This window comes from Pseudomonas sp. GX19020, from assembly GCF_023371075.1.
Taxonomy (GTDB): Bacteria; Pseudomonadota; Alphaproteobacteria; order Rhodobacterales; family Rhodobacteraceae; genus Pseudogemmobacter.
Genome location: NZ_JAMCCR010000012.1, coordinates 101,700 through 126,097 on the forward strand (window position 1 = coordinate 101,700; position 24,398 = coordinate 126,097).

General features: G+C 61.9%; 28 protein-coding genes. 1 reads left to right on the forward strand and 27 read right to left on the reverse strand.

What is annotated here, in order from left to right:
• Positions 1–45: 45 nt before the first annotated feature.
• The 9 genes from M3484_RS17065 to argB form a co-directional block, all read right to left on the reverse strand.
• On the reverse strand, positions 46–342 hold the full coding sequence (locus tag M3484_RS17065) for a chorismate mutase (RefSeq protein WP_092899152.1): 297 nt from the start codon (positions 340–342) through the stop codon (positions 46–48).
• Entirely contained in the window at positions 335–874 is a 540-nt protein-coding gene (locus tag M3484_RS17070; RefSeq protein ID WP_092899154.1) for a GNAT family N-acetyltransferase, read from the reverse strand. Before M3484_RS17070 ends, M3484_RS17065 begins: the two co-directional genes overlap by 8 nt.
• Positions 871–1,389, reverse strand: coding sequence for a GNAT family N-acetyltransferase (locus tag M3484_RS17075; RefSeq protein WP_249498425.1), 519 nt, complete (start codon positions 1,387–1,389; stop codon positions 871–873). Before M3484_RS17075 ends, M3484_RS17070 begins: the two co-directional genes overlap by 4 nt.
• Complete coding sequence (locus M3484_RS17080; RefSeq protein ID WP_249498426.1) at positions 1,386–1,853, reverse strand: GNAT family N-acetyltransferase; 468 nt, start codon at positions 1,851–1,853, stop codon at positions 1,386–1,388. Before M3484_RS17080 ends, M3484_RS17075 begins: the two co-directional genes overlap by 4 nt.
• A 68-nt stretch (positions 1,854–1,921) precedes the next feature.
• Positions 1,922–3,445 carry a signal recognition particle protein gene (gene ffh / locus M3484_RS17085; RefSeq protein WP_249498427.1) on the reverse strand — a complete coding sequence of 508 codons (1,524 nt, stop codon included), beginning with the start codon at positions 3,443–3,445 and terminating at the stop codon, positions 1,922–1,924.
• A 208-nt stretch (positions 3,446–3,653) separates the two neighbouring features.
• Complete coding sequence (locus M3484_RS17090; protein WP_249498429.1) at positions 3,654–4,604, reverse strand: aldo/keto reductase; 951 nt, start codon at positions 4,602–4,604, stop codon at positions 3,654–3,656.
• 87 nt (positions 4,605–4,691) lie between these two features.
• Positions 4,692–5,195: a SixA phosphatase family protein gene (locus M3484_RS17095; RefSeq protein WP_092899162.1), complete on the reverse strand. Its 504-nt coding sequence runs from the start codon at positions 5,193–5,195 to the stop codon at positions 4,692–4,694.
• Positions 5,192–5,854, reverse strand: coding sequence for a hypothetical protein (locus M3484_RS17100; protein ID WP_249498430.1), 663 nt, complete (start codon positions 5,852–5,854; stop codon positions 5,192–5,194). Before M3484_RS17100 ends, M3484_RS17095 begins: the two co-directional genes overlap by 4 nt.
• Before the next feature lie 123 nt (positions 5,855–5,977).
• Positions 5,978–6,880 carry an acetylglutamate kinase gene (gene argB / locus M3484_RS17105; protein WP_171909535.1) on the reverse strand — a complete coding sequence of 301 codons (903 nt, stop codon included), beginning with the start codon at positions 6,878–6,880 and terminating at the stop codon, positions 5,978–5,980.
• A gap of 168 nt (positions 6,881–7,048) precedes the next feature.
• Here argB and M3484_RS17110 point away from each other — a divergent pair, with 168 nt between their 5' ends.
• Positions 7,049–7,678 (forward strand): TetR/AcrR family transcriptional regulator, encoded by a 630-nt coding sequence (locus M3484_RS17110; RefSeq protein WP_249498432.1) that lies wholly within the window; start codon positions 7,049–7,051, stop codon positions 7,676–7,678.
• A 14-nt stretch (positions 7,679–7,692) separates the two neighbouring features.
• Here the strand turns inward: M3484_RS17110 and M3484_RS17115 are convergent, their stop codons facing one another.
• From M3484_RS17115 to M3484_RS17200, 18 genes are all read right to left on the reverse strand, one after another.
• Complete coding sequence (locus M3484_RS17115; protein WP_249498434.1) at positions 7,693–8,469, reverse strand: ABC transporter permease; 777 nt, start codon at positions 8,467–8,469, stop codon at positions 7,693–7,695.
• Entirely contained in the window at positions 8,469–9,194 is a 726-nt protein-coding gene (locus M3484_RS17120; protein ID WP_249498440.1) for an ABC transporter permease, read from the reverse strand. Before M3484_RS17120 ends, M3484_RS17115 begins: the two co-directional genes overlap by 1 nt.
• A gap of 25 nt (positions 9,195–9,219) precedes the next feature.
• A complete protein-coding gene (locus M3484_RS17125; RefSeq protein WP_249498443.1) occupies positions 9,220–9,990 on the reverse strand; it encodes a transporter substrate-binding domain-containing protein in 771 nt (256 codons plus the stop codon).
• 31 nt (positions 9,991–10,021) lie between these two features.
• Positions 10,022–10,816, reverse strand: coding sequence for an ABC transporter ATP-binding protein (locus tag M3484_RS17130; RefSeq protein WP_249498444.1), 795 nt, complete (start codon positions 10,814–10,816; stop codon positions 10,022–10,024).
• 24 nt (positions 10,817–10,840) lie between these two features.
• Positions 10,841–11,623, reverse strand: a complete 783-nt coding sequence (locus M3484_RS17135) for an alpha/beta fold hydrolase (RefSeq protein WP_249498445.1) — start codon at positions 11,621–11,623, stop codon at positions 10,841–10,843.
• Between the two features lie 3 nt (positions 11,624–11,626).
• Positions 11,627–11,845 (reverse strand): 4-oxalocrotonate tautomerase, encoded by a 219-nt coding sequence (locus tag M3484_RS17140; RefSeq protein ID WP_290438708.1) that lies wholly within the window; start codon positions 11,843–11,845, stop codon positions 11,627–11,629.
• Positions 11,842–12,870, reverse strand: a complete 1,029-nt coding sequence (locus tag M3484_RS17145) for an LLM class flavin-dependent oxidoreductase (protein WP_249498447.1) — start codon at positions 12,868–12,870, stop codon at positions 11,842–11,844. The genes M3484_RS17140 and M3484_RS17145 overlap by 4 nt, the downstream gene beginning before the upstream one ends.
• A 186-nt stretch (positions 12,871–13,056) precedes the next feature.
• Positions 13,057–13,707, reverse strand: coding sequence for a ribosome biogenesis GTP-binding protein YihA/YsxC (gene yihA / locus M3484_RS17150; RefSeq protein ID WP_198837613.1), 651 nt, complete (start codon positions 13,705–13,707; stop codon positions 13,057–13,059).
• Positions 13,704–14,465: an MOSC domain-containing protein gene (locus tag M3484_RS17155; protein ID WP_249498448.1), complete on the reverse strand. Its 762-nt coding sequence runs from the start codon at positions 14,463–14,465 to the stop codon at positions 13,704–13,706. The genes yihA and M3484_RS17155 overlap by 4 nt, the downstream gene beginning before the upstream one ends.
• Positions 14,462–16,342, reverse strand: coding sequence for a membrane protein insertase YidC (gene yidC / locus M3484_RS17160; protein WP_249498449.1), 1,881 nt, complete (start codon positions 16,340–16,342; stop codon positions 14,462–14,464). The genes M3484_RS17155 and yidC overlap by 4 nt, the downstream gene beginning before the upstream one ends.
• A 160-nt stretch (positions 16,343–16,502) precedes the next feature.
• Positions 16,503–18,041: a putative bifunctional diguanylate cyclase/phosphodiesterase gene (locus M3484_RS17165; RefSeq protein ID WP_249498451.1), complete on the reverse strand. Its 1,539-nt coding sequence runs from the start codon at positions 18,039–18,041 to the stop codon at positions 16,503–16,505.
• Between the two features lie 69 nt (positions 18,042–18,110).
• Positions 18,111–18,983, reverse strand: coding sequence for a tRNA 2-thiocytidine(32) synthetase TtcA (ttcA, locus tag M3484_RS17170; RefSeq protein WP_249498453.1), 873 nt, complete (start codon positions 18,981–18,983; stop codon positions 18,111–18,113).
• Between the two features lie 400 nt (positions 18,984–19,383).
• Complete coding sequence (locus M3484_RS17175) at positions 19,384–20,700, reverse strand: replication-associated recombination protein A (RefSeq protein ID WP_092899189.1); 1,317 nt, start codon at positions 20,698–20,700, stop codon at positions 19,384–19,386.
• Between the two features lie 358 nt (positions 20,701–21,058).
• Positions 21,059–21,469 (reverse strand): 50S ribosomal protein L17, encoded by a 411-nt coding sequence (gene rplQ / locus M3484_RS17180; RefSeq protein WP_092899191.1) that lies wholly within the window; start codon positions 21,467–21,469, stop codon positions 21,059–21,061.
• Between the two features lie 170 nt (positions 21,470–21,639).
• Positions 21,640–22,656: a DNA-directed RNA polymerase subunit alpha gene (locus M3484_RS17185; protein ID WP_092899193.1), complete on the reverse strand. Its 1,017-nt coding sequence runs from the start codon at positions 22,654–22,656 to the stop codon at positions 21,640–21,642.
• Positions 22,657–22,800: 144 nt separating this feature from the next.
• A complete protein-coding gene (gene rpsK, locus M3484_RS17190; protein ID WP_092899195.1) occupies positions 22,801–23,199 on the reverse strand; it encodes a 30S ribosomal protein S11 in 399 nt (132 codons plus the stop codon).
• Between the two features lie 15 nt (positions 23,200–23,214).
• On the reverse strand, positions 23,215–23,583 hold the full coding sequence (gene rpsM, locus M3484_RS17195) for a 30S ribosomal protein S13 (protein ID WP_092899197.1): 369 nt from the start codon (positions 23,581–23,583) through the stop codon (positions 23,215–23,217).
• Between the two features lie 179 nt (positions 23,584–23,762).
• Positions 23,763–24,350: an adenylate kinase gene (locus M3484_RS17200; RefSeq protein ID WP_092899199.1), complete on the reverse strand. Its 588-nt coding sequence runs from the start codon at positions 24,348–24,350 to the stop codon at positions 23,763–23,765.
• Between the last annotated feature and the right edge of the window lie 48 nt (positions 24,351–24,398).

Sequence of the window (24,398 nt, forward strand, 5' to 3'; positions counted from 1 at the left end):
ATGGGTATCTCCTTCAGATGTCTGTTTCGCGGGGGTCAAACCCGCTTATTTTTGCAGTTTCTCGTGATGCCTGATGACTTCGGATATGATGAAGGTCAGGAATTTCTTGGCGAATTCCGGGTCGAGACGGGCCTCATCGGCCAGCTTTTCCAGACGTTCGATCTGACGCGCCTCGCGGGCGGGGTCGGATGGGGGAAGGTCATGCGCGGCCTTCAGCCGGCCAACCGATTGCGTATGCTTGAACCTTTCGGCCAGCGTATAAACGAGAATCGCGTCCAGCCGGTCAATCGACTCGCGATGTTCTTTCAGCAGCTCAGCGGCGCGGGCGACGGGATCACTCATCTTGTTTCTCCGGTTGCGGCGCGCGCGGGTGCCGCCAGATCGTCATCGGCTTGCCAAAAATCTCGTCATCCCGCTCGGGAGCCGCGCCAAGGCGGCGGGCCAGGGCCATCGAGCGGTGATTGTCGCGCGCGATCATGCTGATCGCCGTGTTCCAGCCAAGCGCGCCGAAAGCGTGGTCACGAATGGCGAAGGCTGCTTCGCTGGCATAGCCATAACCCTCATGCGCCGGATCCCAGAGATTCCAGGCCAGTTCCGGCTCGGGCCAGGCGGGCGGGTTCAGATGGCCGGCAAGGCCGATCGCCTCACCGGTTTCCGTAAGCGTCACGGCAAACAGCCCATAGCCGCGCAGAACCCAATGGCCGATCACGGTCGCGAATGTCTGGAACGCACCCGAAGCCGTGGCCGGGCCGCCGGTGAATACCGCACGGGGGCTTGCCATATAGGCGATGAAGCCCGGCAGATCGCGCTCTTCAGGCGCGCGAAGTGTCAGGCGCAGGGTGTTCAGCACGGGCGCACCGGAAAGCAGGATCATGCGGTCGCCTCCGCCGTCAGCGGGAAATGCCAGATGCTCGCATCAGCGATATGCGGCGAGGGCTGGTCGGTGGGCGTGCCGCCGATCTTGCGGGCAATCGCCATTGAAGCGTGGTTGTCGCGGTGGATCGAGGTCACCGCCCTGGTGAAACGCGGATCCGCGACCATCCAGGTCTGCACCAGCTGCGCGGCCTCTGAGGCGATGCCCTGCCCTTCGGCCTCGGCGCTCCAGAGCGACCAGGTCAGATCGACCGGCGTGGCGGGGTCGAAATGCAGCGGCCCGACATGGCCAAGCGCCGCCCCGCTGGCGCGATCGGTGATGGTGAACCGGCCATAGCCGCGCAGATGCCACTGCCCGATCATACCGGCGAATTTTTCGAACGCCTGAGCGGCGGTCTTCGCGCCACCGACAAACCGCGCCCGCGCCGAAGTCGCGAAGGCGACAAAGCGGGCCACATCACCGGCTTCGGGCGCGCGCAGTACCAGGCGGTCCGAGGTGAGGATCGGAAAGCTCATGCTGCCACCCTCAGATCATGGCGGATCACGACATCACCCGGGTCGATCCCCGGCAATGTCGCATCAATCACGCCGCCGATCCGCAGCCCGAGCGCGATGGAGCGCTGATTGCCCGGATCGATGATATTGGTGATGAAAGGCCAGTCGGTGGCCCCTGCCAGCCAGTCCAGCACTGCCCGCGCGGCCCGGGCCGCAACGCCCCGGCCTTCGGCCTCCGGCACCACGAACCAGCCAAGCTCCGGCGCCGGATATTCGGCAGGGTGATAGATCCCGACCTCGCCCAGATAGGCGCCGCTGTCCCGGTCTTCGACCGTGAAGGGGCCATAGCCCATCAGCGGCCATTGCCCGACCTCAGACGCCCAGAGACGCCAGGCCGCGTTACGCGACAAAGGCCCGCCCTCCCAGCCCGAACGGTCCGAGGCATAGAAAGCCGCGCGATATTCAAAATCAGACAATTTCGGCATGCGCAGCCGCAAATCGCCTGTCTCCAGAACAGGCGCTTGCAGATTTGCAACATTTGCCGAAAGAGCGGTCATTTCTTGCGCATCATCCCCGAAAGCCCGGCCGGCAGGGTCACGCCGCGCGGCATCCCCGGGATCGAGCCGCCGCCCAGCCCCGGCAGGCCACCCATGCCGCCCGCGCCCTGCTGCACACCTTTTGCCAGTTCGGCCAGTTGCTCGGGCGACATTTTCGACGGGTCCGGCATGCCACCGCCCTTGCCAAGGAATTGCTTGATCATGTTTTTCATCATGCCCCCCTTGCCCATCTTCTTCATCATATCGGCCATCTGCTTATGCTGTTTCAGCAGACGGTTCAGGTCCTGCACCTCAAGCCCGGCACCCGATGCGATCCGCTTCTTGCGGCTCGCCTGGAGCATATCGGGATTGGCGCGTTCCTTTTTGGTCATCGAATTGATCAGCGCGATCTGACGCTTCAGCATGGAATCGTTCAGCCCGGCCTCGGCCGCAGCAGCCTGGTGCTTGCCCATCCCGGGAAGCATCCCCATCAGCCCCTGCATGCCGCCCATTTTCAGCATCTGATCAAGCTGCATCTTCAGGTCGTTCATATTGAACATACCCTTGGAGAAGCGCCTCGCCATCCGCTCCGCCTGTTCGGCCTCAAAGGTCTCCTGCGCGCGTTCCACCAGGGCGACAATATCGCCCATGCCAAGGATACGGCCCGCGACACGCTCGGCGTCAAAGGTCTCGATGGCATCCATCTTCTCGCCAAGGCCGACGAAACGGATCGGTTTGCCGGTGACGGCGCGCATCGACAGCGCCGCGCCGCCGCGCCCGTCGCCATCCATCCGGGTCAGAACAACGCCCGAGATCCCGACCTTGCCGTCAAACTCGGTCGCAACATTGACCGCGTCCTGTCCGGTCAGGCCGTCAACCACCAGCAGCACTTCGCGCGGTTGCGCGATGTCGCGGACCGACTGGACCTCATCCATCAAGACTTCGTCGATATGCAGACGGCCTGCGGTATCGAGGAAAAGCACATCATAGCCGCCAAGGCTCGCCTGCGTCTTCGCACGTTTCGCGATCTGAACCGCGCTCTCGCCCTTGACGATCGGCAGGCTGTCGACGCCGATCTGAGTGCCGAGAATTGCCAGCTGTTCCATAGCGGCCGGGCGCTGCGTATCCAGAGACGCCAGCAGCACGCGCTTGCCATTGCGGTCTTTCAGACGTTTCGCCAGCTTCGCGGTGGTCGTGGTTTTCCCCGAGCCCTGCAGACCGACCATCAGGATGGTTGCGGGCGAATTGTCGATCTTCAGCGCATCCGCCGGTCCATCGCCCTGGAGCGTCCGCACCAGTTCGTCATGCACGAATTTGACGACCATCTGGCCGGGGGTAATCGACTTGGTGACCGCCGACCCCGTGGCCTTTTCCTGCACCCGCTTGATGAAGTCGCGGGCAACCGGCAGCGAGACATCCGCCTCGAGCAGCGCGATCCGCACCTCGCGCATCGCCGAGATGACATCGTCCTCAGTCAGCGCGCCCTGTTTCGTCAGGCGATCAAAGACGCCGCCAAGGCGTTCTGAAAGGCTCTCAAACATGCGCGGCTCCTCGCGTGACAGATTTTCCCCGATATGGGGCGGCGACCGGGATGGGACAAAGCGGTTTCGCACCCGTGGGCGCAAACGCGCTGACGGATGGCGATCCCGGGCAATGCCCAAGGGACCGGAAGCTTTTGCCTCCGGGGAATTACCCCCGCGATTAAGCAAAGCGGGGGCGAGAGTCAAGTACAGGCGGGTTGTGCTGCCGTCAGTCGCCGGCTGCGGTCAGCGCAGCAAGCTCGTCAGACGAGAGGCTGAGATCAGCCGCGCGGGCGAAACTTGCCACCTGATCAACCGAGGTGGCCGAGGCAATCGGCGCGGTGATGCCGGGCTGCGCCATGACCCAGGCCAGCGCCACTTCGGCCGGTTTCGCGCTACGGGCAGATGCCACGTCATCCAGCACCTCAAGGATCCGCAGCCCCTTTGCGTCAAGATATTTCTCGACCGCATCACCCCGCGCCGATTTGTCGAGATCGGCTTTCGAGCGGTACTTGCCCGACAGGAACCCGGAGGCGAGACTGAAATAGGTCACGACCCCAATGCCTTCGGCCAGGCAAAGATCGCGCAGCGGGCCTTCGAATTCGCCCCGGTCATAGAGATTATATTCCGGCTGGATCACCTGATAGCGCGGCAGCGAACTTCCCGCCGCCTTCAGCGCCGCGCCCAGCAAGGCCGCATCGTAATTCGAGGCGCCGATGGCTTTGATCTTGCCCGCCTTCAGCAGCCTGTCATAGGCGCCAAGCGTATCTTCATGACGCGCCTCTGCATCGGGCCAATGCGAGAAATAAAGATCGATGCTCTCGACCCCGAGCCGCCTGAGCGAGTTTTCGGCCGCCTCGGCGATCCAGCCCGAAGAAAGCCCTTTCTGCCCCGGCTGCCCCAGATCGGAACCCACCTTGGTAAAGATCTTCACCCGCTGCCGCATTCCGGGCCGTGCTTTCAGCCAGGCGCCGATGATCGTCTCTGATTCGCCACCCTTATTGCCGGGCTTCCATGAGGAATAGACATCCGCCGTGTCGATGGCGTCAAAGCCATGATCGACAAAGGCATCGAGCACCCGGAAGGATTGCGCCTCGTCGATGGTCCAGCCAAAGACATTGCCGCCAAAAACCAGCGGCATGAAGCTCAGCCCGCTTTTGCCTGCATCGCGCCGTTCCATGGCTCTCTCCGTCCTGGTCAGAAATCTGTGACGACCCTGCCCGCCGGCCCGCCCGCATGCAAGCCCCCGGCGGTCACGGATATGCCGTCAGGCCCCGATTTCGCGCGGCACGATGAAATCGACCGTGATACCCTGGCCAAAGCCGACCTCGCCCCAGCTGGCTGCGTCGAAATCAACCACAAGGGTGGCGCCGGTCGGATAGCGGGTGAATTGCGAGGAAATCGGCGTTTTCGACACCAGGCGATGGGCGAATTCGGCAATGCCGGGGTTATGTCCCAGCATCATGACACAGTCAGTCTGCGCCTTGCGCAGCACGGTCAGCATCACATCCGGACCCGCGTGATAAAGCGCCGGTTTCAGCTCCAGCTGCGGTCCTTCGGGCAGTTCTCTGGCAAGGCCCGACCAGGTCTCCCAGGTGCGCAGCGCGTCTGAACAGAGCACCTGCCCCGGAACATAGCCGCGCGAGGCAAGCCATTGTCCGAGATCCGTTGCCGCCACTTTGCCGCGATCATTGAGAGGGCGGTCGTGATCCGCCATGGTCGGTTCGTCCCAGCTGGATTTTGCGTGGCGGATCAGGATCAGGCGCTTCATGTGTGGAACTGTCTCATATGATAGGCTGAATGTTCCGCCAGTCTTGCATAGCGAGAGGACACCGGGCAAGCGCGTCGCGTGATGCAGCCGGAACTGAGACAATCGGCGCCGGCAGGCTGATCCAGAAAGGCGTGGCAGGCGGGAACGTCATAGCCCTGGCCCCCGAGCGCTCCGGCCGGGCAGGCTATCAGGCAAGGGGCGGGACAATCCTCGCAGGGCTTTACACCCGGGCTGAGTTCCAGCCGCTGTTTCAGCGCCAGCGCGCCGCGGAAACTGACCATCAGACCCTGGTCCTGATGGACAAGCAGCCGGACCGGACTGTCCCAAACCCGCCCCGACCGCAAGGCCCAGGCATAGAACGGATGCCAGGGAGGCCCACCGAAGGGAAACAGCGCTTTCGCGCCAATGGCACAGGCCAGGCGCCCGATCACCCGGCGCGACCAGCGATCCACCGGATCGGGCCGCCCGTCCCATTCCGGCTGTGAGGTGAGATGCGGCCAAAACCCCGGCTCCTTCGGCCCGAGGAGCAACAGCGTCTTTGTCCCTTTGGGAAACCCCGCTTCCTGCGGATCAGGGCTGAACCCTCCGAGCAGCGTCAGGAAATGCGGCGCGAGCAGCGCTTCCAGCTCCTCAGGATTGTTCAGCGGCGCCACTGCCATGCCAGACCTCTCGCAGGCGGGGCCAGCCCCCGCCCCCGGGGTATTTAAGTCAGGAAGAAACTGGCTTCCTCCTGACTTAAATACGCCCGCCGGAAGCTTCCGCGCTTTGTCAGAAGCGACCGCTCAGCCGCGTTTCACGCGCGGTTTCACCCGGGGTTCGGTCGAGCGGATCTGGCTGCCTGCCCCGTGATCGGTAAAGAGTTCCAGGAGCGCCGCATTCGGAATGCGGCCATCGAGGATGGTCACCGCCCGCACCCCTTCTTCGATCGCCTTCAGCGCGGTCTCGGTTTTCGGGATCATGCCGCCTGCGATCACGCCGTCGCTGGTCAGCTGGCGGATCTCTTGCGGGGAAAGCGAGGTCATGACCTCGCCATCCGCCCCTTTCACCCCGGCCACATCGGTCAGAAGAAGCAGCCGGTCGGCCTGCAGCGCGCCGGCAATTGCACCGGCCGCGGTGTCGCCATTCACGTTGAAGGTCTCATTGTCATTCATGCCGGTCGCCACCGGCGCCACCACAGGGATGATCCCGGCGAGGTAAAGGTCGCGCAGCACCTGAACATTCATCTCGACCGGGCGGCCGACAAAGCCCAGTTCAGGATCATCGGCCTCGCAGACCATAAGATCGTCATCCTTGCCGGAAATCCCGACCGCGCGCCCGCCCGCATCCATGATCGCCTGGACAATGCGCTTGTTCACAAGGCCCGAGAGGATCATCTCGACCACTTCGACCGTCGCCTTGTCGGTCACCCGTTTGCCGCGCACGAATTCCGATTTGATGCCCAGTTTCGACAGCATCTCATTGATCATTGGCCCGCCGCCATGCACCACGACCGGATGCAGGCCGACCTGCTTCATCAACACGATATCGCGCGCGAATTCGGCCATCGCCCCGTCATCGCCCATCGCATTGCCGCCGAATTTCACGACGACCACCGCATCCTCATATCGCTGCAGATAGGGCAGTGCTTCCGAGAGCATTTTCGCGGTGTTCTGGGCGTCTTGCATGGTCAGGGTCTGCTGCTTCATGATGGCCTCCGGGTTGCCTTTGCCCCATAGGACTTTCACGCCCCCTTGCCAAGCACCGCACAGCCGGCCCGGATGGTTTTGCGCAGGGATCCGGGCGCGGTTTTGACTCAGGGTTCCGCAAAGGCTATGCCCTCCGGCATTGATAAGGTGATTTAAGCGAGCGAAGTCTTGAGTGCAGAAGACAAATCCCGCGCAGCAAAGGCGCCCCGCAAACTGAGCGAGGCGAATATCAACCGTCGCGAAGAGATCCTCGACGCGACCGAGCGGGTGCTGCGCCGGGACGGATATTCCGGCCTTACCGCACGCAAGGTTGCGGCTGAAGCCGGTTTCTCACTGGGGCATATTACATATAATTTCAGTGGGATGGACGAAGTCCTCTCCGAGACCTATCGCCGCCTTTCGGGGCGCCTGCGCGAAAGCACCGCCAATGCCGGTTGCGCAGATGCGCCGCCTCTGGCCCGGCTTGCCGGGTTTCTCGACGCAGCTTTCACACCAGAATTTCTTGACGCCGGTCACCTGCGGCTCCGGATTGATCTCTGGTCGGCTGCGCTGACATCCGGGGTGATTGCTGCGACCGAATCCGAACTTTACGGGCATTATCGCAGCGATCTTGAGGGGCTTTTGCTGGCGGTCGCAGGCGACGATCCCGCGCGCCGGGCGCAGGTGCCTTTGCTGACCGACACGCTGATGGCCACGCTGGACGGGCTCTGGCTGGACTGGATGCGCCGGCGTGATGATGCAGGGATCCGCCACGGGCTTAAGGGGTGTATGGCGCTGGTCCACGCGCTTTTGCCCTGATCCGGATCGCACCCTCAGGCGGTACGGCGCGGACGCCGGCTTTCCAGCCAGCCAAAGCCCAGCACGATCACACCGGCCAGCGCCAGATAGACCGCTGCGACAAAGAACAGCGGTTCATAGGTAATCAACAGATCCTGGCGGACCCGGCTGGAAGCGGCATAGATCTCCAGCACCGTGATCGTCGCGACCAGTGGCGTGGCTTTCAGCTGAAGCACAGTTTCCCCGCCGAGGGTCGGCAAGACGCTTTGCAGCGCCTGGGGGAAGGAAATCCGCGTCAGGATCTTGTGGCGCGGCATCCCCATGGCACGGGCGGCCTCGATCTGGCCACGGGGCACCGAAGCAAAGGCCCCGCGCATCACCTCGCCCTCATAACCCGCGTAAGACAGCGACAAGGCCAGCAGCGCATAGGGCCAGGCCTGGCGCAAAACCGGCCAAAGCTCGCTTTCGCGGATCCAGGGGATACCAGGGAAAAGCGAGCCCAGCCCGTAATATAAAAGCCAGATCTGCAACAAAAGCGGCGTACCGCGGATCACGGTACAGAAGGCGCGGGCCGGAACCGCCAGATACCATGGCCCCGAGGCCTGGGCGAGGCCAAGCGGCACCGCAAGAGTGAACCCGATCAGCACTGAAAGCGCCATCAGCCAGATGGTGCGCCAGATGCCCTGCAGGATCAGGGTCTGGTATTTCGGCTCTCCCAGCCAGTCCCAGCGGCCGGCAAGGCAGATCCACAGCACGAGACCTGCGGCGATCAGCATCATGATGATGCGATGCGGTTGCAGCAGCGCCTTCATCAGCGCCCTCCTGTCTGGCGAGGCGGATCGCCGCGCCGTGCCCAGCGTTCCAGGCGCGCGAAGCCCCAGGTCGAAATCAAAGTAATCACAAGGTAAATCAGCCCTGCTGCGATGAAAAAGGTGAAGAAGGCCTTGGTGGTGTTTGCCGCCTGGCGGGTCGCAAGGGTCAGCTCGTTAAAGCCCACAATCGCCATCAATGCCGTGTCCTTGGTCGCGATCAACCAGAGGTTAGAAAGGCCCGGCAGCGCCAGGCCCAGCATGGTCGGCAAGGTGATGCGGCTGGCCACTTTGCGCGCCGGCATCCCCATCGCTTTCGCGGCCTCGATCTGGCCGGGCGGCACCGCAAGAATGGCGCCGCGCAGGATCTCGGTCGCATAGGCGCCCTGCACCACGCCCAGCACGATGATCCCGGCGACAACGCCGGAAATCTGGATCCGGCCGAAATCCAGCGCCATCAGGGCACGGTTCAGCAGATCGGTCAGCCCGAAATACAACAGAAGGATCAGGATCAGCTCGGGCAAAGCCCGCACCATGGTCGTGTAAACGCTGAGGCAATCGCGCAGGACCGGCCCGCCATAGATCTTGCCATAGGCGCCTGCGAGGCCGATCACCAGACCGATGCCAAAGGCGCCGACCGCGATCCGGATTGACGCCCAGAGCGCGATCAGCAGCGTGCCCCCCCATCCGGGAGGGCTGAGGGCCAAAAGGCCGAGTGTGCTTTCCACGGCGTATCGCTCCGGCGATCAGCGCTTATTCGCCATAGATCGACGAGGTGAAATATTTCGCGGTGATGGTGTCATAGCTGCCATCGGCCCGAACCGCCGCGATGCCCTTGTTAAAGGCTTCTTTCAGCTTTTCATCGCCCTTGCGGATCCCGACGCCGACGCCAAGCCCCAGCACCGCCGGATCATCGGCCACAGCGCCCATCGATTCACAGCAGGCCTGACCATCGGGCGAGGCGAGGAAGGCATCAAGGGCGGTCGAATCCGCCTGGATCGCATCGACGCGGCCCGCGACCAGGTCCTGGTTCGCCTCGTCCTGGGTCTGATAGGCTTTGATCTCGGAGGCCACGCCTGCGAAATGCTTCTCGGCATAGGCCTGATGGATGGTCGCAACCTGAACGCCGAGGATCTTACCCGTCAATCCGGCCGGATCCGGCGTGATGCCCGCGCCTTTCGCGGCGACGATCATCGAGGGTGTGTTGTAGTATTTATTCGAAAAATCAATAACTTTCAGACGTTCATCATTGATCGACATCGAATTCATAATCGCATCAATCTGACCTGCGGTCAAAGCGGGGATAATGCCGTCCCAGGCGGTGGGGGTGATGACACAGTCAAGCGCTGCCGCCTTGCAGACCGCCTCCATCATCTCGATTTCCCAGCCGGTCCAGTTCCCCGAGGCATCGACGCTGGCAAAGGGCGGATAGGGTTCAGGCGCCATGCCGACGCGAACGGTCTCGGCCGCGGCCATACCGGTAAAGCCGATGGCAAAAGCGGCGGCGAGTGCGATTCTTTTCATAGTCATCTCCCTGTTTTGTTGACTGGTCTTCTTATGAGACCGATTTAAGAAACTGTTTAAGCCGGGCCGATTGCGGAGCACCGAAGAGCTGGTCAGGCGGCCCTTCCTCCTCGATCAACCCGTTATAAAGATAGACAATATGGTCTGATACTTCGCGGGCGAATTTCATCTCATGCGTGACCAGCAGCATGGTGCGCCCTTCATCTGCCAGGCTGCGGATGACGGCGAGAACCTCACCGACCAGTTCCGGGTCAAGCGCCGAGGTCGGCTCGTCAAACAACATGGCGCGCGGCTCCATGCACAGCGCGCGCGCGATGGCGGCGCGTTGCTGCTGACCGCCCGAGAGAAAGGCCGGATAGGCATTTTCCTTGGCCGAAAGGCCAACCCTGTCCAGCAGTTTACGGGCGGTCGCAATGGCCTCGTCTTTTGGCTTTTTCAGCACATGGACCGGCACTTCGATCAGATTTTCCAGCACCGTCTTATGGGTCCAGAGATTGAACTGCTGGAACACCATGCCAAGACTTTGGCGGATCCGCTCGATCTGGTGGCGGTCGGCAGGGGTGCCGTCGCCGCGGCACCGCACCTCTTCCCCGCCGATCAGAATCCGCCCCGATGAGGGCGTCTCAAGAAAGTTCACGCAGCGCAAAAGCGTGGATTTCCCCGAGCCGGAACCACCGATCAGCGTGACCACATCGCCCTCTTTTGCCGAGATCGAGACCCCCTTGAGCACCTCATGCGGGCCGAAGCTCTTATGCAGATCCTCGACCCGGATTGCCTCGGCTCTGGCTGTAATGCTGGCGGGGGGGGCAGTGGTCGCGATGCTCATCAGGTCCGGTTGCCCCTTTTGTTGTTACTCCGCCTGCTCCCGGGCAAGGAGGAACCGGCGCACATGCGGCAGCACCTGTTCGGTCGCCTCGATGAAAATCGCATGTTTCAACTCCGGAAGGATCACCAGTTCCGCCCCGGGCATTGCCCCGGCGATCAGCCCATTGAGACGAGGATTACAGCCGCCGTCAAGCGCGCCGGTCAGAACCTGGGCAGATGTATGAATTTTATGCAGCCAGGGCGCCATTTCGGTTTCCGCATAAATATCAAACACATTCAGAAAGACCTCCGCCGGGGTATCGATCACCTGCTGCTTGCGCCAGGCGATCACATCCGGGCGGGCGGCCACGAAAGCATCGGTGAACCAGCGCGCGGTCAGCGTATCCAGCACCGGGCCGATGCCCTTTTCGCGCATCGCCTGCACCACCGCCCTGACCTTCGCGCTGTCTTCCTCGCTGCGGAAAGCGGCGGTCGACCAGAGGCCCAGCGAGCGCACGCGATCAGGGTAACGCCGCGCATAGGCCGGGCCGATCATCCCGCCCAGCGAATGGCCGGCGAAATGGGCGCGCTCGATGCCAAGCTTTGCCCGCAACGCCTCGAGATCATCGACAAGGTCATCAAGGCCAAAGCGACCGGCTGGCTGCGGGCTTTCACCATGGCCCCGCAAATCATAGCTGATACAGGTGAAGCGGTCTTGCAGCCCTTCGACCAGCCGGGCAAAGGTGGCACGGCGCGCACCGATCCCGTGGATGAGGAAAAGCGGCGGGCCCTCGCCCGCCACCGAATAAGCGCAATCGATCGCAGCCATGGCTCACTCCGGTTTCGGGTCGGACCCGAGCCGCCCGCCAAAAGCCCAGTCGTGTTTCGCAACATCTGTAAAGACGATCTGAAGCGCTTCCGGCGTGCCACCGCAGGTTTCGACAAAGGCCTGGGTGAGGGCTTTCGCACAGGCACGCTTTTGTTCGACAGTGCGACCTTCGAACATTTCGATACGGATCATTGGCATTTTCTGGTCCTTGTTTTCACTTATGCAACTTTTTCGCGCATGGGCCGGATGGCGGGCATGACCTCTGCCGCAAAGCGGCTCATCATCTCCAGCGTGGCCTCCTGGGGCTGGCCGAAATTCGACGAGGCGATCACCTCATCAATCCCAAGTTCAGCATAGCCTGCCAGCCTGTCGATCATCTCGGCCCGCGTACAGATGAGCACGTTCTGGCGTAACTCCTCAACCGTCTGACGCCGTGGCAGCGGGCGGATCATGCCATGATCCACCAGGCCCGGTCCGCCAAACACATTGTCAAAGCTCTGGTAATAGTGATGCGCCCGGGCGGTCATCTGCTCCGCCTCTGCCTCATCACACGCAAGCCATAATGTGCGTTGCAGCGAAAGCCGCTGACGATCCGGTCGGCCTGCCCGGGCGCGGCCGGAGTGGAATGCATCCACCTGACTGCGCAGGATTTCGTGGCTGGCCCCCAGCGGTGTGGTCTGAACAGAATAGCCTGCGGCTGCAGCCGCTTCGATCCCCGGCGGCGCCATGATCGCCAGCGCGAGCGGGACCGGATCTTCGGGGCGCGGCATTACTGTAAGCGCGTCAAAGCGATAGCGCGCGCCCTCCCAGGCGACTTCTTCGCGTGTCAGAAGTGCCTCGAGAACGGCAAGGCTTTCTTCGAAAATGGCCCTGGTGTCCTCCATCGGAACGCCGATCCGGCCGGTTTCAAAGCCGAATGCCCCCTTGCCGACCCCAAGCACCAGCCGCCCGTCACAAAGCGCCTGGGCCTGCACGACCTCACCGGCGAAGACACGCATATCTCTGATCGGCAGCTGACAGATCGAGGTCGCAATTTCGAGCTCCCTGGTCACAGACGCGATTCTGACCGCGAGCTGCAGCGGTGAAGGGACCAGCAAAATGTTGATCAGATGATGTTCCGGGATTGCGACACCGCGATAGCCACAGGTTTCGGCATGAATCGCCTGGTCGGTCATCTCACGGTAGAGCTGCTTGCCCCCGGCCTCCCGGCTCAGGAGATGACTGCTGAGAAAATGTGAAAAATCCAATCGCCGCCCCTCCAATCTGCACGAACGTACAATTGTACATCCGAACAAACCTGTCAACAGGGAAGAACAGTCTGGGAAAACATCCCCAGCCAGATACAAAACCGAACGAATGGAGGGAATCCGGCAGCCAGGTGCGTCGGAGTTTTAAGAAAAACTCCGGTCCGGTTTCTGTTCAGAAACCGGCTCCTATTCCAGCGTTGCGATCACGGCGCGCAGGGTCTCGACGCCCTCGCCCTTTTCTGAACTGGTCACGATGATCTCGGGATAAGCGGCCGGATGCTTTTGCAAAGCCTGTTTCACCTGCTCGATATTGGCCTCGCGGGTGGCGAGATTGACCTTATCCGCCTTGGTCATCACGACCTGGAAGGTCACCGCCGACCGGTCGAGCAGTCCCATGATCTCGTCATCTACCGCTTTCACGCCATGGCGCGTATCGATCAGAACAAAAGCACGCCGCAGGGTCTGACGCCCGGCAAGATAGGATTTCAGCAATTCCTGCCATTTGCGCACGATAGCCACCGGGGCTTCGGCGAAACCATAGCCGGGAAGGTCGACGAGATAGCGGCTGTCGCCGAGGGTAAAAAAGTTGATCTCCTGCGTCCGGCCCGGGGTGTTCGACGCGCGCGCGAGGCTTTTGCGCGTGGTCAGCGCATTGATCAGGCTTGATTTTCCAACATTGGAGCGACCTGCAAAGCAGACCTCCACACGATCAGCCGGTGGCAGTGCCGCCATAGTGGTCACGCCCTTCACAAAATCGACTGGTCCGGCAAAAAGCAGCCGCCCGGTTTCGCGCGCCGCGTCCTCCGGTTCTGCAGCAAGGGTAAACGCCATCGTCATGCCAGTACCTCGACCCTGTCTTGCGGGCGGATCTCACCGCCCTCCAGCACGGTGCCGAACACACCGAAATCCTGCACGCCGACGGTTTCCATCAGCGCATCCAATGTATCCGCATCAACCTGGCCGGTTTCCGGATTCGACATGGTGGCACGGCAGCGCCCCACCCTTTCGCGGATCTCAAGCACGGTCGCGCCAATCCGCAACCGCCGTCCTACCCAGTTCATCTCTTCCCAGGGCGCGAAACCATCAACCCAAAGATTGCCGCGCCACCGATGGATTGAGAGGTCGCGCTTCATCTTCTGCCCGAGTGCGGCATTTGAAGCGAGGTTCTTGATCGAAACGCTGGCATAGGCCGTGTCTGTCATTGCGCGATCCGGCGCGTGCACCAGCGCGACCGGGCGAAACCTCAGCTGTGGGCTGATCGGCAGCACCCAGTCGATCAGCTTTTCGCCTTCGCTTCCGGGAAAGAAGACCAGGGGCGGCAGTTCCGGATGGGTGAGCCGCATCTCGCCCGACACCTCATCGAACTGCGCCTCGATGGCCATCAGCGTCGGGCTGCGTGCCGCGCGCTGAAAGTTGATGCAGGGCTTCCAGGACGGCGCCGCGGGATCGAATTTCGACAGATCATGCGCGACGGCCCAGTGGCGATCCCAGGGCATCGCCTCGCCTTCCGACAGCCGAACGGACGCGAGTTGCTCGCGTCCGTGGGCCTTAATCGGGTGACGGAAGATTTGCGCGAGGCGCCCTTCACTGGTCATTTCTTTTTCGCACTGCCTTTATCCGCGACCTTGCCGGCGGGCGCTTTATTGGCATTGGCCGCCGCTTCCTTCTTGCGAAAGCCCGAACGGATATTGCCGAAGATATCCGGCTTGTGCCCGTGGCTGCGCATGATGATGAACTGCTGCGAGAAGGTGATGACGTTGTTGGTGATCCAGTAAACCACCAGGCCCGAAGCAAAGCCGCCAAGCATGAACATGAACACCCAGGGCATCCAGGCGAAGATCGAGGCCTGGACGGGATCGGTGGGCGCCGGGTTCAGCTTTTGCTGCAGCCACATGCTGACGCCGAGGAGGATCGGCAGCACGCCGATAAAGACCAGATGCAGGATCGAGCCGGTCGCCGGTGCATCCCAGGGCAGCGCGCCGAACAGGTTGAAGAGCGATGACGGATCGGGCGCCGAGAGGTCCTGCAGCCAGCCAAAGAAAGGCGCATGCCGCAATTCGATGGTGACGAAGATCACCTTATAAAGCGAGAAGAAGATCGGAATCTGGATCAGGATTGGCAGGCAGCCTGCCGCCGGATTGACCTTTTTGTCGCGGTAAAGCTGCAGCATTTCCTTTTGCAGGCGCTGCTTGTCTTCGCCGGCCCGTTCCTTGAGCGCCTCCATCTCGGGCTGCAGCTCTTTCATCCGCGCCATCGAGACATAGGATTTATAAGCCAATGGCAGCACGATCAGCTTCAGCACGAAGGTCAGTGCAATGATCGCAAGGCCCATATTGCCGATCAGACCATGGATCCAGTGCAGCAGCGCGAAGATCGGCTTGGTCAGGAAGTAGAACCAGCCCCAGTCAATCGAATCGATGAACCCGGGGATCGGGGCACGGGCCTCATCGACCTTGGCACCGAACAGTTTTGATACGAAGCCCGGCTCGTTCTGATAGTCGCGGATCGCTTCCCATTCCTTGGCACCGACGAAGAAGCGGGTCGAGGTGGTGAGGCTTTGGCCCGGGGTCACGATCACGGTCGGCTGACGCGCCTCGGTCAGGTAGAGGTCATGCGAGGCCACATATTTCGTCACCTGGGTGATCGGCTTGCCCTGTTCAGGCACCAGAAGCGACATCCAGTAGTGATCGGTAAAGCCAATCCAGCCGCCGTCCGAGGCTTCGACAACACTGGCCGGGGCGGCCTCGCGTTCGACCGGGTCGAGAGCGACGATGTTTTTATAGGTGGTTTCGGTCAGCTTGCCATCGGCGCGGGCAATAGCGCCTTCATGCAAGATGAAGAAGCTCTTCATATTCGCGGGCAGGCCATAGCGCTGGATCTGACCGTAATAGAACATCGAGGCATCGCCGGTGCCGCTGTTCGCAACCGTCTCATTGACGGTGAACATGAACTCTTCATCCACCGAGATCTCGCGGGTGAAGGTCAGGCCCTTGCCATTGTCCCAGGTCAGTTTCGCTGGATTGCCCGGCGACAGCGCGCCGGTGGTCACCGGCGTCCATTCGGTTTGCGCCCCGGGCACATCGCCCTCGGTCAGCGAACCGGCGGGGCGCCAGCCAAAGAGCGCGAACCAGGCGCCCTGCTCGCCTTGCGGCGTCAGCAGACGGACAATCGGCGAGTCATCTTCGATGGTCTCGTGGTAATTTTTCAGACGCAGATCGTCGATACGGCCACCGCGCAGCGAGATCGAGCCTTCCAGCTGAGGCGTTTCTACCCGCAGACGCGGCGCTTCGGGAACCGGCTCCGAACCTGCGACAACGCCCGCCTCAGGCAAAGCGGCACCGGGTTGTTCCGTCGTGGCGGTCTCAACCGGAGCCGTCGTTTCCGGCGGAGGGAAGAGCCAGAACCACACCAGGATGACCAGAGCGCTGAGCACCATGGCGAGAATGAGGTTCTTGTTGTTTTTCTCGTCCATATTCTGAACCGCTGCCGCATGTAAGGAAGGATCAGCGGTCTTCAACAGAAGGGGGGGCGAAAGGTCAAGCGGTTTCGCCGGAAAAGCCGGCGAACCGGGCCGGTATCCGGCAGAACAGCGCATTCCGCCTGCCAGGGCACGGTGTTCGAAGGCGCGGGTCTCAACCGCCCCGCGCGCCAATCCGTGGGATGCGGTCGGGGCGGTTCTGGTGTTTACGGATCCATTCCAGCGTGTCTTCGGGGTTCAGCGGCCGTTCGATTCCATAGCCCTGCACAAAGCGGCACCCAAGCTGCGATAACATGGAATGCTCGTTTGCGGTCTCCACACCTTCGGCCAGCGTCTCCAGCCCAAGCCGATCCGCCAGCGAGATGATCGCCGACACCATGCGCTGCTGATCGCGATCCTGGTCCACCCGGGTGACAAAGCTGCGATCGATCTTCAGCCGGCGCACGGTAAAGCGCCGGATGGTCGAGATCGAAGCATGGCCTGTGCCGAAATCGTCGAGGTCAATGCCGCAACCCATCGCGGCAAGTTGCGCTATATTCGACACGATCACGTCATTCTCGGCCTGGGCCACCACGGTTTCAAGGATCTCGACCGTGAGTCGGGCCGGTTTCAGATCGAATCTCTCCAGCTCCCAGCGGATACGGTCTGGCAGGCGCGGGTTGCGCAGTTCCGCCGCCGAGAAATTGACCGAGACCGTGGGAACCTGCAACCCCGCCTTGTCCCAGTCTTTCAGCGCAACCAGCGCATGGGACAGCATGGTCTCGCTCAGACGATCACTCAGATCGCTGCTTTCGACCAGCGGCAGGAACTCCGCCGGAGAAAGCACGCCGCGCAGCGGGTGATGCCAGCGTGCCAGCGCCTCGAGACCGGAAATTTCGCCGGTATCAGTGGAAATCTGCGGCTGAAACCAGGCACGGATCTCACCCTTATCGAGCGCCTCTTCGAGATCATCGCGCAATGCAGCGCGCACGACACTGCGTTCGGCCATATCCCGCGAGAAGGCCCGGATCGCGCCCGGCCCATGGCCAAGCGCCTCATCTGCCGCCGCCTGGGCCGCATCGAGCAGCGACCGCCCCGTCGCCTCGGGTGAGTAGCCCCCGATACAAAAACCGATGGAGCAAGTGATGTATAGTCGCGAACCGCCCAGCGAAATCGGTTCCGCCACCGCGTCCTGGAGCCGCGCACAAAGCTGAACCATGCTTTCCAGATCCAGCCGCCTCACCGGCGAGAGCACCACAGCCGCCGAAGCGCCAAGCGGATTGGTCACAAGATCCCCTGCCCTCAGCGCGCCCCGAATACGGTCTGTCGCGCGTTCCAGCACTTCGGTATGGGCGGCGCGGCCGTGGCGTTCCAGCGTATTGGTCAGGTTGTCGAATTGCACGATCAGACAGGCCGTATTGCGCCCGTTATCCGTGACCAGTGGCAACATCCGGTCCATCGCCCCAATGGCCCGTTGCAGCGATGTTCCCTCGTCCTTGTCTCCCAGTGGCATCGGCACCCGCAAGGGATCCGGCCCGGCGATGGCGATCACCAGCGGCAGGCCAAGCGCGAGAAAGATCAGCGCCCGCTCTCCGCCCAGCCAGAACCCCGCAAGCGTGATCGCGGGCAGGAACAGAAGAAATTCCGGCCGCCGGAAACAGCCCAGGGCTTTCAGATACCTGCGGGTGCGGGCAGTGCTGGGACGAGCCGACATACTGGAACCCTCTCTGATATGGCGCAGGGCCATCGCAGAGCAGGATTGGCGAAACCTGTATGGGCTTTCTTAATCCGGAAGACGAAGATGTTTCACATTTTCCTCAACTTCTCCGGGTTCTCCGGTCATCAGCCCGAGGAAATCGAAGATGCCGGGGTCAGCAAGATGCGAGGGGCGCACATTCATCAGCGACCGGAACATTACCTGACGGCGGCCCGGCGTGCGCGTTTCCCACTCATCAAGCAGCTTTTTCACCTGGGCCCGTTGCAGCCCTTCCTGGCTGCCACAGAGATCGCAGGGGATGATCGGATAGTTCATCGCGCGGGCAAAACGGTCGCAATCCGCCTCGGCCACAAAGGCCAAAGGCCGGTAAAGGAACAGATCGCCCTCTTCATTCACGAGCTTCGGCGGCATGCTTGCCAGCCGCCCCCCATGAAAGAGGTTCATGAAAAAAGTCTCGAGAATGTCATCGCGGTGATGCCCGAGCACCACGGCCGAACACCCCTCTTCCCGCGCAATCCGGTAAAGATTTCCACGCCTTAGCCGCGAACAGAGCGAACACATCGTCGCGCCTGGCTTAATCTTCGCGGTCACCACCGAATAAGTGTCCTGATATTCGACCCGGTGCTCGACCCCCATCTTCGCCAGAAACTCCGGCAGCACGGTCGAAGGGAACCCCGGCTGCCCCTGATCGAGATTGCAGGCCAAGAGATCGACCGGCAAAAGCCCGCGCCATTTCAGCTCATGCAAGATGGCGAGCAGCGTGTAGCTGTCCTTGCCGCCCGAAAGGCAGACAAGCCAGCGTGCGCCCGGCTGGATCATGCCATAGGTGTCGATTGCCTCGCGCACCTGGCTCACGAGGCGTTTCCTCAGCTTGCGGAATTCGGTCGATTTCGGAGCGCCATAAAACAGCGGATGAATATCGTCGGCCTCGTCCAGCATCGGTGCACCTTCATGTGTTCCTGCGGCCAGATGGCCGTTCAGCGTTAACAGGTCAAGCCCCTCACCCGCGCATCAGCCATCCCGACCTCACTGCCACAGCCGGGCAAAGCAATCGATTCGCTTTTCAGCACGCACCAACCCTCAGGCGGGCCGTAAATGCCGGGACCTTCAGAGCACCGGGCAAACCGGCCCTGCCCAGCAAGAACGTCTTCGGGGCGTGGCCGTCGTTATAGCCTGTGCCATATGAATGTCGCCTGCGCGGATTTCAACGCTGGTTACCAGCCTGAACCAGGCCAGGCTGGTAGTATATCATGCCCGAAGCGCCGCCGCACGGCGCCATGTCGGCGTGAACTGCGCAGACGTCTGGCTGGTTTGTGGAAATGTCGCGCCTCCGATCACATCACTCAGACGTTGACGACGGCGTTCTTTGCACGGTGGGAAGACCTGTGACACGTTCCCAATACTCGGCCGCTCTCGCCTCGAATGTGACACCTCTGCCGTCAGACTGGTAGAGAGATCCCCTGGCCAGCCCCGCCGCGTAATTCTGCTCAACCCAGCCACGCGGGTCATTATGCGGAAACCTGTAACCAACGTGACCGAGTTTGGCGGCCCCGGCGTAATGAGAATCACGCAGATGCAGGGGAACCGGCTTTGGCGCCTCTGAGGTTACCATCTTCATGGCCAGCCCGATGCCACGGCAGGCTGAATTCGACTTCGGCGCGAGGGCGATATGCAGCGCGGCATGGGCCAGGATGATCTGGGCCTCAGGATAGCCGATCTTCTCCACTGCATGCAGGGCGGCAACCGCAGTCTGCAACGCGGTGTTATCGGCAAGACCCACATCTTCCGAAGCATGGATCATCAGCCGTCGCGCAATGTAGCGGGGATCCTCACCGGCATGGATGAGCCGGGCCAGCCAATAGAGCGTGGCATCCGGGTCCGATCCCCTCGCCGCCTTGATCATGGCAGAGACGACATCGTAATGCATATCGCCACTGCGATCATGGTTCACCGGCGCCGAGGCATAGACCTCCTCGATCATCTCACCGGTAATGACCACCCGTGCCTGGTCATGCCCCACCGCGAGGCTTTCGAGCGTTGTGAGCGCCCGACGCGCGTCTCCGCCGGACCGCCCCGCCAAGAGACGCATCTGCGCCGGCTCCAGCACCACTTCGATGCCTTCCTCTTTCAGATGGGCAAGGCCGCGCAAAAGGACACGTTCCATGTCTTCTATAGTCAGCGGTTCAAGCTTCAGAATATGCGAGCGGGAAATCAGCGCGGGCGGCAACACGTGGTAGGGATTGCCGGTCGTCGCGCCGATGAAGTCGGCCGTGCCCTCCTCACAGATCGACAGGAGGTCGTCGCATTGCGTTGCGCTGAAGCGGTGAACCTCATCCACAAAGATCAGCAATGGCCGGATCCGGGCCTCGTCCGCCAGTTCACGCAAGTCCTTTACGCCGGCACGGGTTGCATGCAGAGGGCGGAATTCCTTGCCAAGCATATTGCCGACCGCTCTGGCAATCGAGGTTTTCCCGATGCCGGGAGGGCCGTACAGGATCAGGCTGCCCAACCTGCCCGCAGCGATCCGGCGGCGCAGCACCGAGCCTGGCTTGACGATATCGGGCTGGCCGAACACGTCATCAAGCGTCTGCGGGCGCAGCACTGCGGCCAGCGGCTGTTTCGTCTGCCTGGGGGCGCTGTCGAAAAGGTCGGACATTGGGGTACCGGGTTTGGAAGGAACTATCTCGAAGCCAGATTGCGACACCAGGCCACCAGCCTCGCGCCGGGCGGGCCCTCAGAAGCCAGGGCCTGCCCTCTCACCTCTGTAAGGCTGTTCGGCCACATCCGGCCGGCAGAGGGGCGCGCCGCGCCCGCATCTGCGGGCTTCGGATCAACGCGGCCTCTGAGGGAATCGAAGAGATCGGTCATGGGCGCAGCTTCGCATGAAGCGATCAGAGCCGGAAGCACCGAGGTAAAAGCCATAGCACCCGAACAGATAAGGCCCGCCCCTGACGTTCAGAGGCGGGCCCTTTATTCATCCCGATCCCGGACAGGCGGGGATCGGTCGCGCGAGATCACTCTTCAGCGGCTTCGAGACGGGCGCGGTCAGCTGCGCCTTTGGCCGATGTGTCACGGTCAACGAATTCGATGATCGCCATCGGGGCCATGTCGCCATACCGGAAACCGGCTTTCAGAACGCGCACATAGCCGCCCTGACGATCTTTGTAACGCGGGCCGAGAATCGCGAAGAGCTTCTCGACGTCTTTGTCTTCTTTCAGCTGGGCGGCAGCCTGACGACGGGCGTGCAGATCGCCACGCTTTGCCAGCGTGATCAGCTTCTCGATGATCGGACGCAGTTCCTTCGCCTTCGGAAGGGTAGTCTTGATCTGCTCATGCTCGATCAGCGAGCCGGACATATTCGAGAAAAGCGCCTTGCGGTGCTCATGGGTGCGGTTGAGGCGACGATAGCCGCGGGCGTGACGCATGGGTCTCTCCTATAGCGTTTTTACTTTGTGTTGCCGGTCTGCGTTGGACCGACGTCGTTGGGGCGGGATTGCCCGGATCTTCATCGTGCTCCCTCACACACAAAGCGGGAGGCGGGGGGTCCGGGGGGCCTTAGCCCCCCCGGCCTTGTTCAGTCAACCGGCGATGCGGCTCAGAACTGATCCTCAAACCGCTTAGCCAGATCTTCGATATTTTCCGGCGGCCAGTCTTCGACTTCCATCCCGAGATGCAGACCCATGCCCGAAAGCACTTCCTTGATCTCGTTCAGCGATTTGCGGCCGAAGTTCGGGGTGCGCAGCATCTCGGCTTCGGTCTTCTGGATCAGATCGCCGATATAGACGATATTGTCGTTCTTCAGGCAGTTTGCCGAACGGACCGACAGTTCCAGCTCGTCGACTTTCTTCAGCAGCAGCGGATTGAATTCGAGACCCGAATCCACTTCGCCACCACGTGCCGCTTCCGGCTCGTCGAAGTTCACGAACACCGCCAGCTGGTCCTGCAGGATGCGCGCGGCATAGGCCACGGCGTCATCCGGCGTCAGCGAGCCGTCGGTTTCGATCTTCATGGTCAGCTTGTCATAGTCGAGCACCTGGCCCTCACGGGTCGGCTGCACTTCGTAGGACACGCGCTTGACCGGCGAATAGATCGCATCAATCGGAATCAGGCCGATCGGCGCATCTTCCGGGCGGTTCTTATCGGCCGAGACATAGCCCTTGCCGGTGCTCACGGTCAGTTCCATGAACACGTCTGCCCCGTCGTCGAGGTGGCAGATCACGTGATCCTTGTTCAGCACTTCGATGCCGTTGGTCTCGGAGATCGCGCTCGCGGTGACAACACCGGGGCCACGGGCCGAGATCGAAAGACGCTTCGGCCCTTCGACATCCATCTTCAGCGAAACGCCTTTGAGGTTCAGAACGATATCGGTGACGTCCTCGCGGACGCCCGGCACCGAGGAGAACTCGTGCAGGACATTGTCGATCTGGACGCTGGTGATCGCGGCGCCCTGCAGCGACGACAGCAGAACGCGGCGCAGCGCGTTGCCGAGCGTGAGGCCGAAGCCCCGCTCCAGCGGCTCTGCGATGACCGTGGCAACGCGGCCTGCGTCACTCCCCGGCTTCACGACCAGCTGGGTCGGTTTGATCAGTTCCTGCCAGTTCTTGTGGATCATGCTTATGCCTCCATACCTGCCATCGCTTCCATGTTCCGGGTGAAGCGCGGCGCCCGAGGGTCTTTAACGAAGTCTGAGAACCAGACCGTCAAACAGGAACGCCCGGGCCATGCACCAGCACGGCCCGGGCTTGATCTTGAAAGATCAGACGCGGCGACGCTTCGGCGGGCGGCAACCATTATGCGCCAGCGGGGTCACGTCGCGGATCGAAGTGATGGTCAGACCAATGGCCGACAGCGCGCGGAGCGCCGATTCACGACCCGAACCCGGGCCCTGAACTTCGACTTCCAGCGTCTTCACGCCATGTTCCTGCGCCTTGCGGCCGGCGTCTTCAGCAGCCATCTGGGCAGCGTAAGGCGTCGATTTGCGCGACCCCTTGAAGCCCATGGTCCCGGCCGACGACCAGGAAATGGCATTGCCCTGAACATCCGAGATCAGGATTTTGGTATTGTTGAACGACGAGTTCACATGAGCAACGCCAGCGGCGATGTTCTTGCGCTCTTTACGCTTGCCACCACGGGCGGCTTTCGGATCACGTGCCATGTGTCAGGCCTCCCCTTACTTCTTCTTGCCAGCGATGGCCTTTGCGGGGCCTTTGCGGGTACGAGCGTTGGTGTGGGTCCGCTGACCACGCACCGGGAGACCGCGACGATGGCGCAGACCGCGATAGCAGCCGAGATCCATCAGGCGCTTGATATTCATCGAGGTTTCACGACGCAGGTCGCCCTCGACGGTGAAGTTCGCGTCGATATATTCGCGGATCGACAGCACTTCTGCATCCGAGAGATCATTCACGCGGCGTGCCGGGTCAATGCTCAGCGCGGTGACGATCTGCTGCGCGATATGCGGGCCGATGCCGGTGATGTACTGAAGCGCAATCGGAACGCGCTTATTGGTGGGGATGTTGACGCCAGCAATACGTGCCACGCGTAATTTCCTTTCGTTGCGGTTCCGTAGCTCCAGAACCTTTTTTCACAACCGGCCAGCAAAACTGTTCCGGCCGATTCGATCTTCCCGAAATGGGAAACCCCGGAGCGGTGATTCCACCCCGGGACGCTGTGCAATATGGTCAAATGCTTTGCGGGTCAAGGCCCCGCGCGGGATTTTCATGCCTTGTCAAGAACTTTCGCGATCCCGGCGGCAACGCTCTCCATTGCGGCCATGCCATCAACCTGGGTCAGACCACCCTTGGCATAGTAATAGCCCAGCAGGGGCGCGGTCTGTTTATAATATTCCCGCAGACGTTTGGCGAAGACCTCAGGATTGTCATCCGGACGCACCGGCTCGCCGGCACTGGCAGCGTCTTCGGCGCGCTTCACGATACGGCCAACCAGGGCCTCATCATCCACCACCAGCTCGATCACTGCGTCCAGTCTTGTGCCTTTGGCAGCGAGCAATGCGCCCAGGGCATCGGCCTGGGCCAGGGTGCGCGGGAAGCCATCAAAGATGAAACCACCAGCTGCACCACGGTCCAGTTGCTCGGCGATCAGGCCAATCACGATCTCATCGGTCACCAGCTGGCCGGCATCCATGATCGCAGCAACCTTCTTCCCCATTTCGGTGCCCGAGCTTTTGGCCGCGCGCAACATGTCGCCGGTCGAAAGCTGAACCATGCCGCGCTCGGTTTCGAGCCGCTTGGCCTGGGTGCCTTTGCCGGCCCCGGGGGGGCCAAGCAGGATGATGTTCTTCGCCAAAGCGTTGTCCTTTCCCTCAGGCCCGCACGCCTTCGCGTGCCGGCTCTC

What these genes read in the sequence shown, in the direction of transcription:
- M3484_RS17065 (WP_092899152.1), bottom strand. Translation starts at nt 342, where the DNA reads ATGAGTGATCCCGTCGCCCGCGCCGCTGAGCTGCTGAAAGAACATCGC.
- M3484_RS17070 (WP_092899154.1), bottom strand. Translation starts at nt 874, where the DNA reads ATGATCCTGCTTTCCGGTGCGCCCGTGCTGAACACCCTGCGCCTGACA.
- M3484_RS17075 (WP_249498425.1), bottom strand. Translation starts at nt 1,389, where the DNA reads ATGAGCTTTCCGATCCTCACCTCGGACCGCCTGGTACTGCGCGCGCCC.
- M3484_RS17080 (WP_249498426.1), bottom strand. Translation starts at nt 1,853, where the DNA reads ATGCCGAAATTGTCTGATTTTGAATATCGCGCGGCTTTCTATGCCTCG.
- ffh (WP_249498427.1), bottom strand. Translation starts at nt 3,445, where the DNA reads ATGTTTGAGAGCCTTTCAGAACGCCTTGGCGGCGTCTTTGATCGCCTG.
- M3484_RS17090 (WP_249498429.1), bottom strand. Translation starts at nt 4,604, where the DNA reads ATGGAACGGCGCGATGCAGGCAAAAGCGGGCTGAGCTTCATGCCGCTG.
- M3484_RS17095 (WP_092899162.1), bottom strand. Translation starts at nt 5,195, where the DNA reads ATGAAGCGCCTGATCCTGATCCGCCACGCAAAATCCAGCTGGGACGAA.
- M3484_RS17100 (WP_249498430.1), bottom strand. Translation starts at nt 5,854, where the DNA reads ATGGCAGTGGCGCCGCTGAACAATCCTGAGGAGCTGGAAGCGCTGCTC.
- argB (WP_171909535.1), bottom strand. Translation starts at nt 6,880, where the DNA reads ATGAAGCAGCAGACCCTGACCATGCAAGACGCCCAGAACACCGCGAAA.
- M3484_RS17115 (WP_249498434.1), bottom strand. Translation starts at nt 8,469, where the DNA reads ATGAAGGCGCTGCTGCAACCGCATCGCATCATCATGATGCTGATCGCC.
- M3484_RS17125 (WP_249498443.1), bottom strand. Translation starts at nt 9,990, where the DNA reads ATGAAAAGAATCGCACTCGCCGCCGCTTTTGCCATCGGCTTTACCGGT.
- M3484_RS17130 (WP_249498444.1), bottom strand. Translation starts at nt 10,816, where the DNA reads ATGAGCATCGCGACCACTGCCCCCCCCGCCAGCATTACAGCCAGAGCC.
- M3484_RS17135 (WP_249498445.1), bottom strand. Translation starts at nt 11,623, where the DNA reads ATGGCTGCGATCGATTGCGCTTATTCGGTGGCGGGCGAGGGCCCGCCG.
- yihA (WP_198837613.1), bottom strand. Translation starts at nt 13,707, where the DNA reads ATGACGATGGCGTTTACCCTTGCTGCAGAACCGGAGGACGCGGCGCGC.
- M3484_RS17155 (WP_249498448.1), bottom strand. Translation starts at nt 14,465, where the DNA reads ATGACCAGTGAAGGGCGCCTCGCGCAAATCTTCCGTCACCCGATTAAG.
- yidC (WP_249498449.1), bottom strand. Translation starts at nt 16,342, where the DNA reads ATGGACGAGAAAAACAACAAGAACCTCATTCTCGCCATGGTGCTCAGC.
- M3484_RS17165 (WP_249498451.1), bottom strand. Translation starts at nt 18,041, where the DNA reads ATGTCGGCTCGTCCCAGCACTGCCCGCACCCGCAGGTATCTGAAAGCC.
- ttcA (WP_249498453.1), bottom strand. Translation starts at nt 18,983, where the DNA reads ATGCTGGACGAGGCCGACGATATTCATCCGCTGTTTTATGGCGCTCCG.
- M3484_RS17175 (WP_092899189.1), bottom strand. Translation starts at nt 20,700, where the DNA reads ATGTCCGACCTTTTCGACAGCGCCCCCAGGCAGACGAAACAGCCGCTG.
- rplQ (WP_092899191.1), bottom strand. Translation starts at nt 21,469, where the DNA reads ATGCGTCACGCCCGCGGCTATCGTCGCCTCAACCGCACCCATGAGCAC.
- M3484_RS17185 (WP_092899193.1), bottom strand. Translation starts at nt 22,656, where the DNA reads ATGATCCACAAGAACTGGCAGGAACTGATCAAACCGACCCAGCTGGTC.
- rpsK (WP_092899195.1), bottom strand. Translation starts at nt 23,199, where the DNA reads ATGGCACGTGATCCGAAAGCCGCCCGTGGTGGCAAGCGTAAAGAGCGC.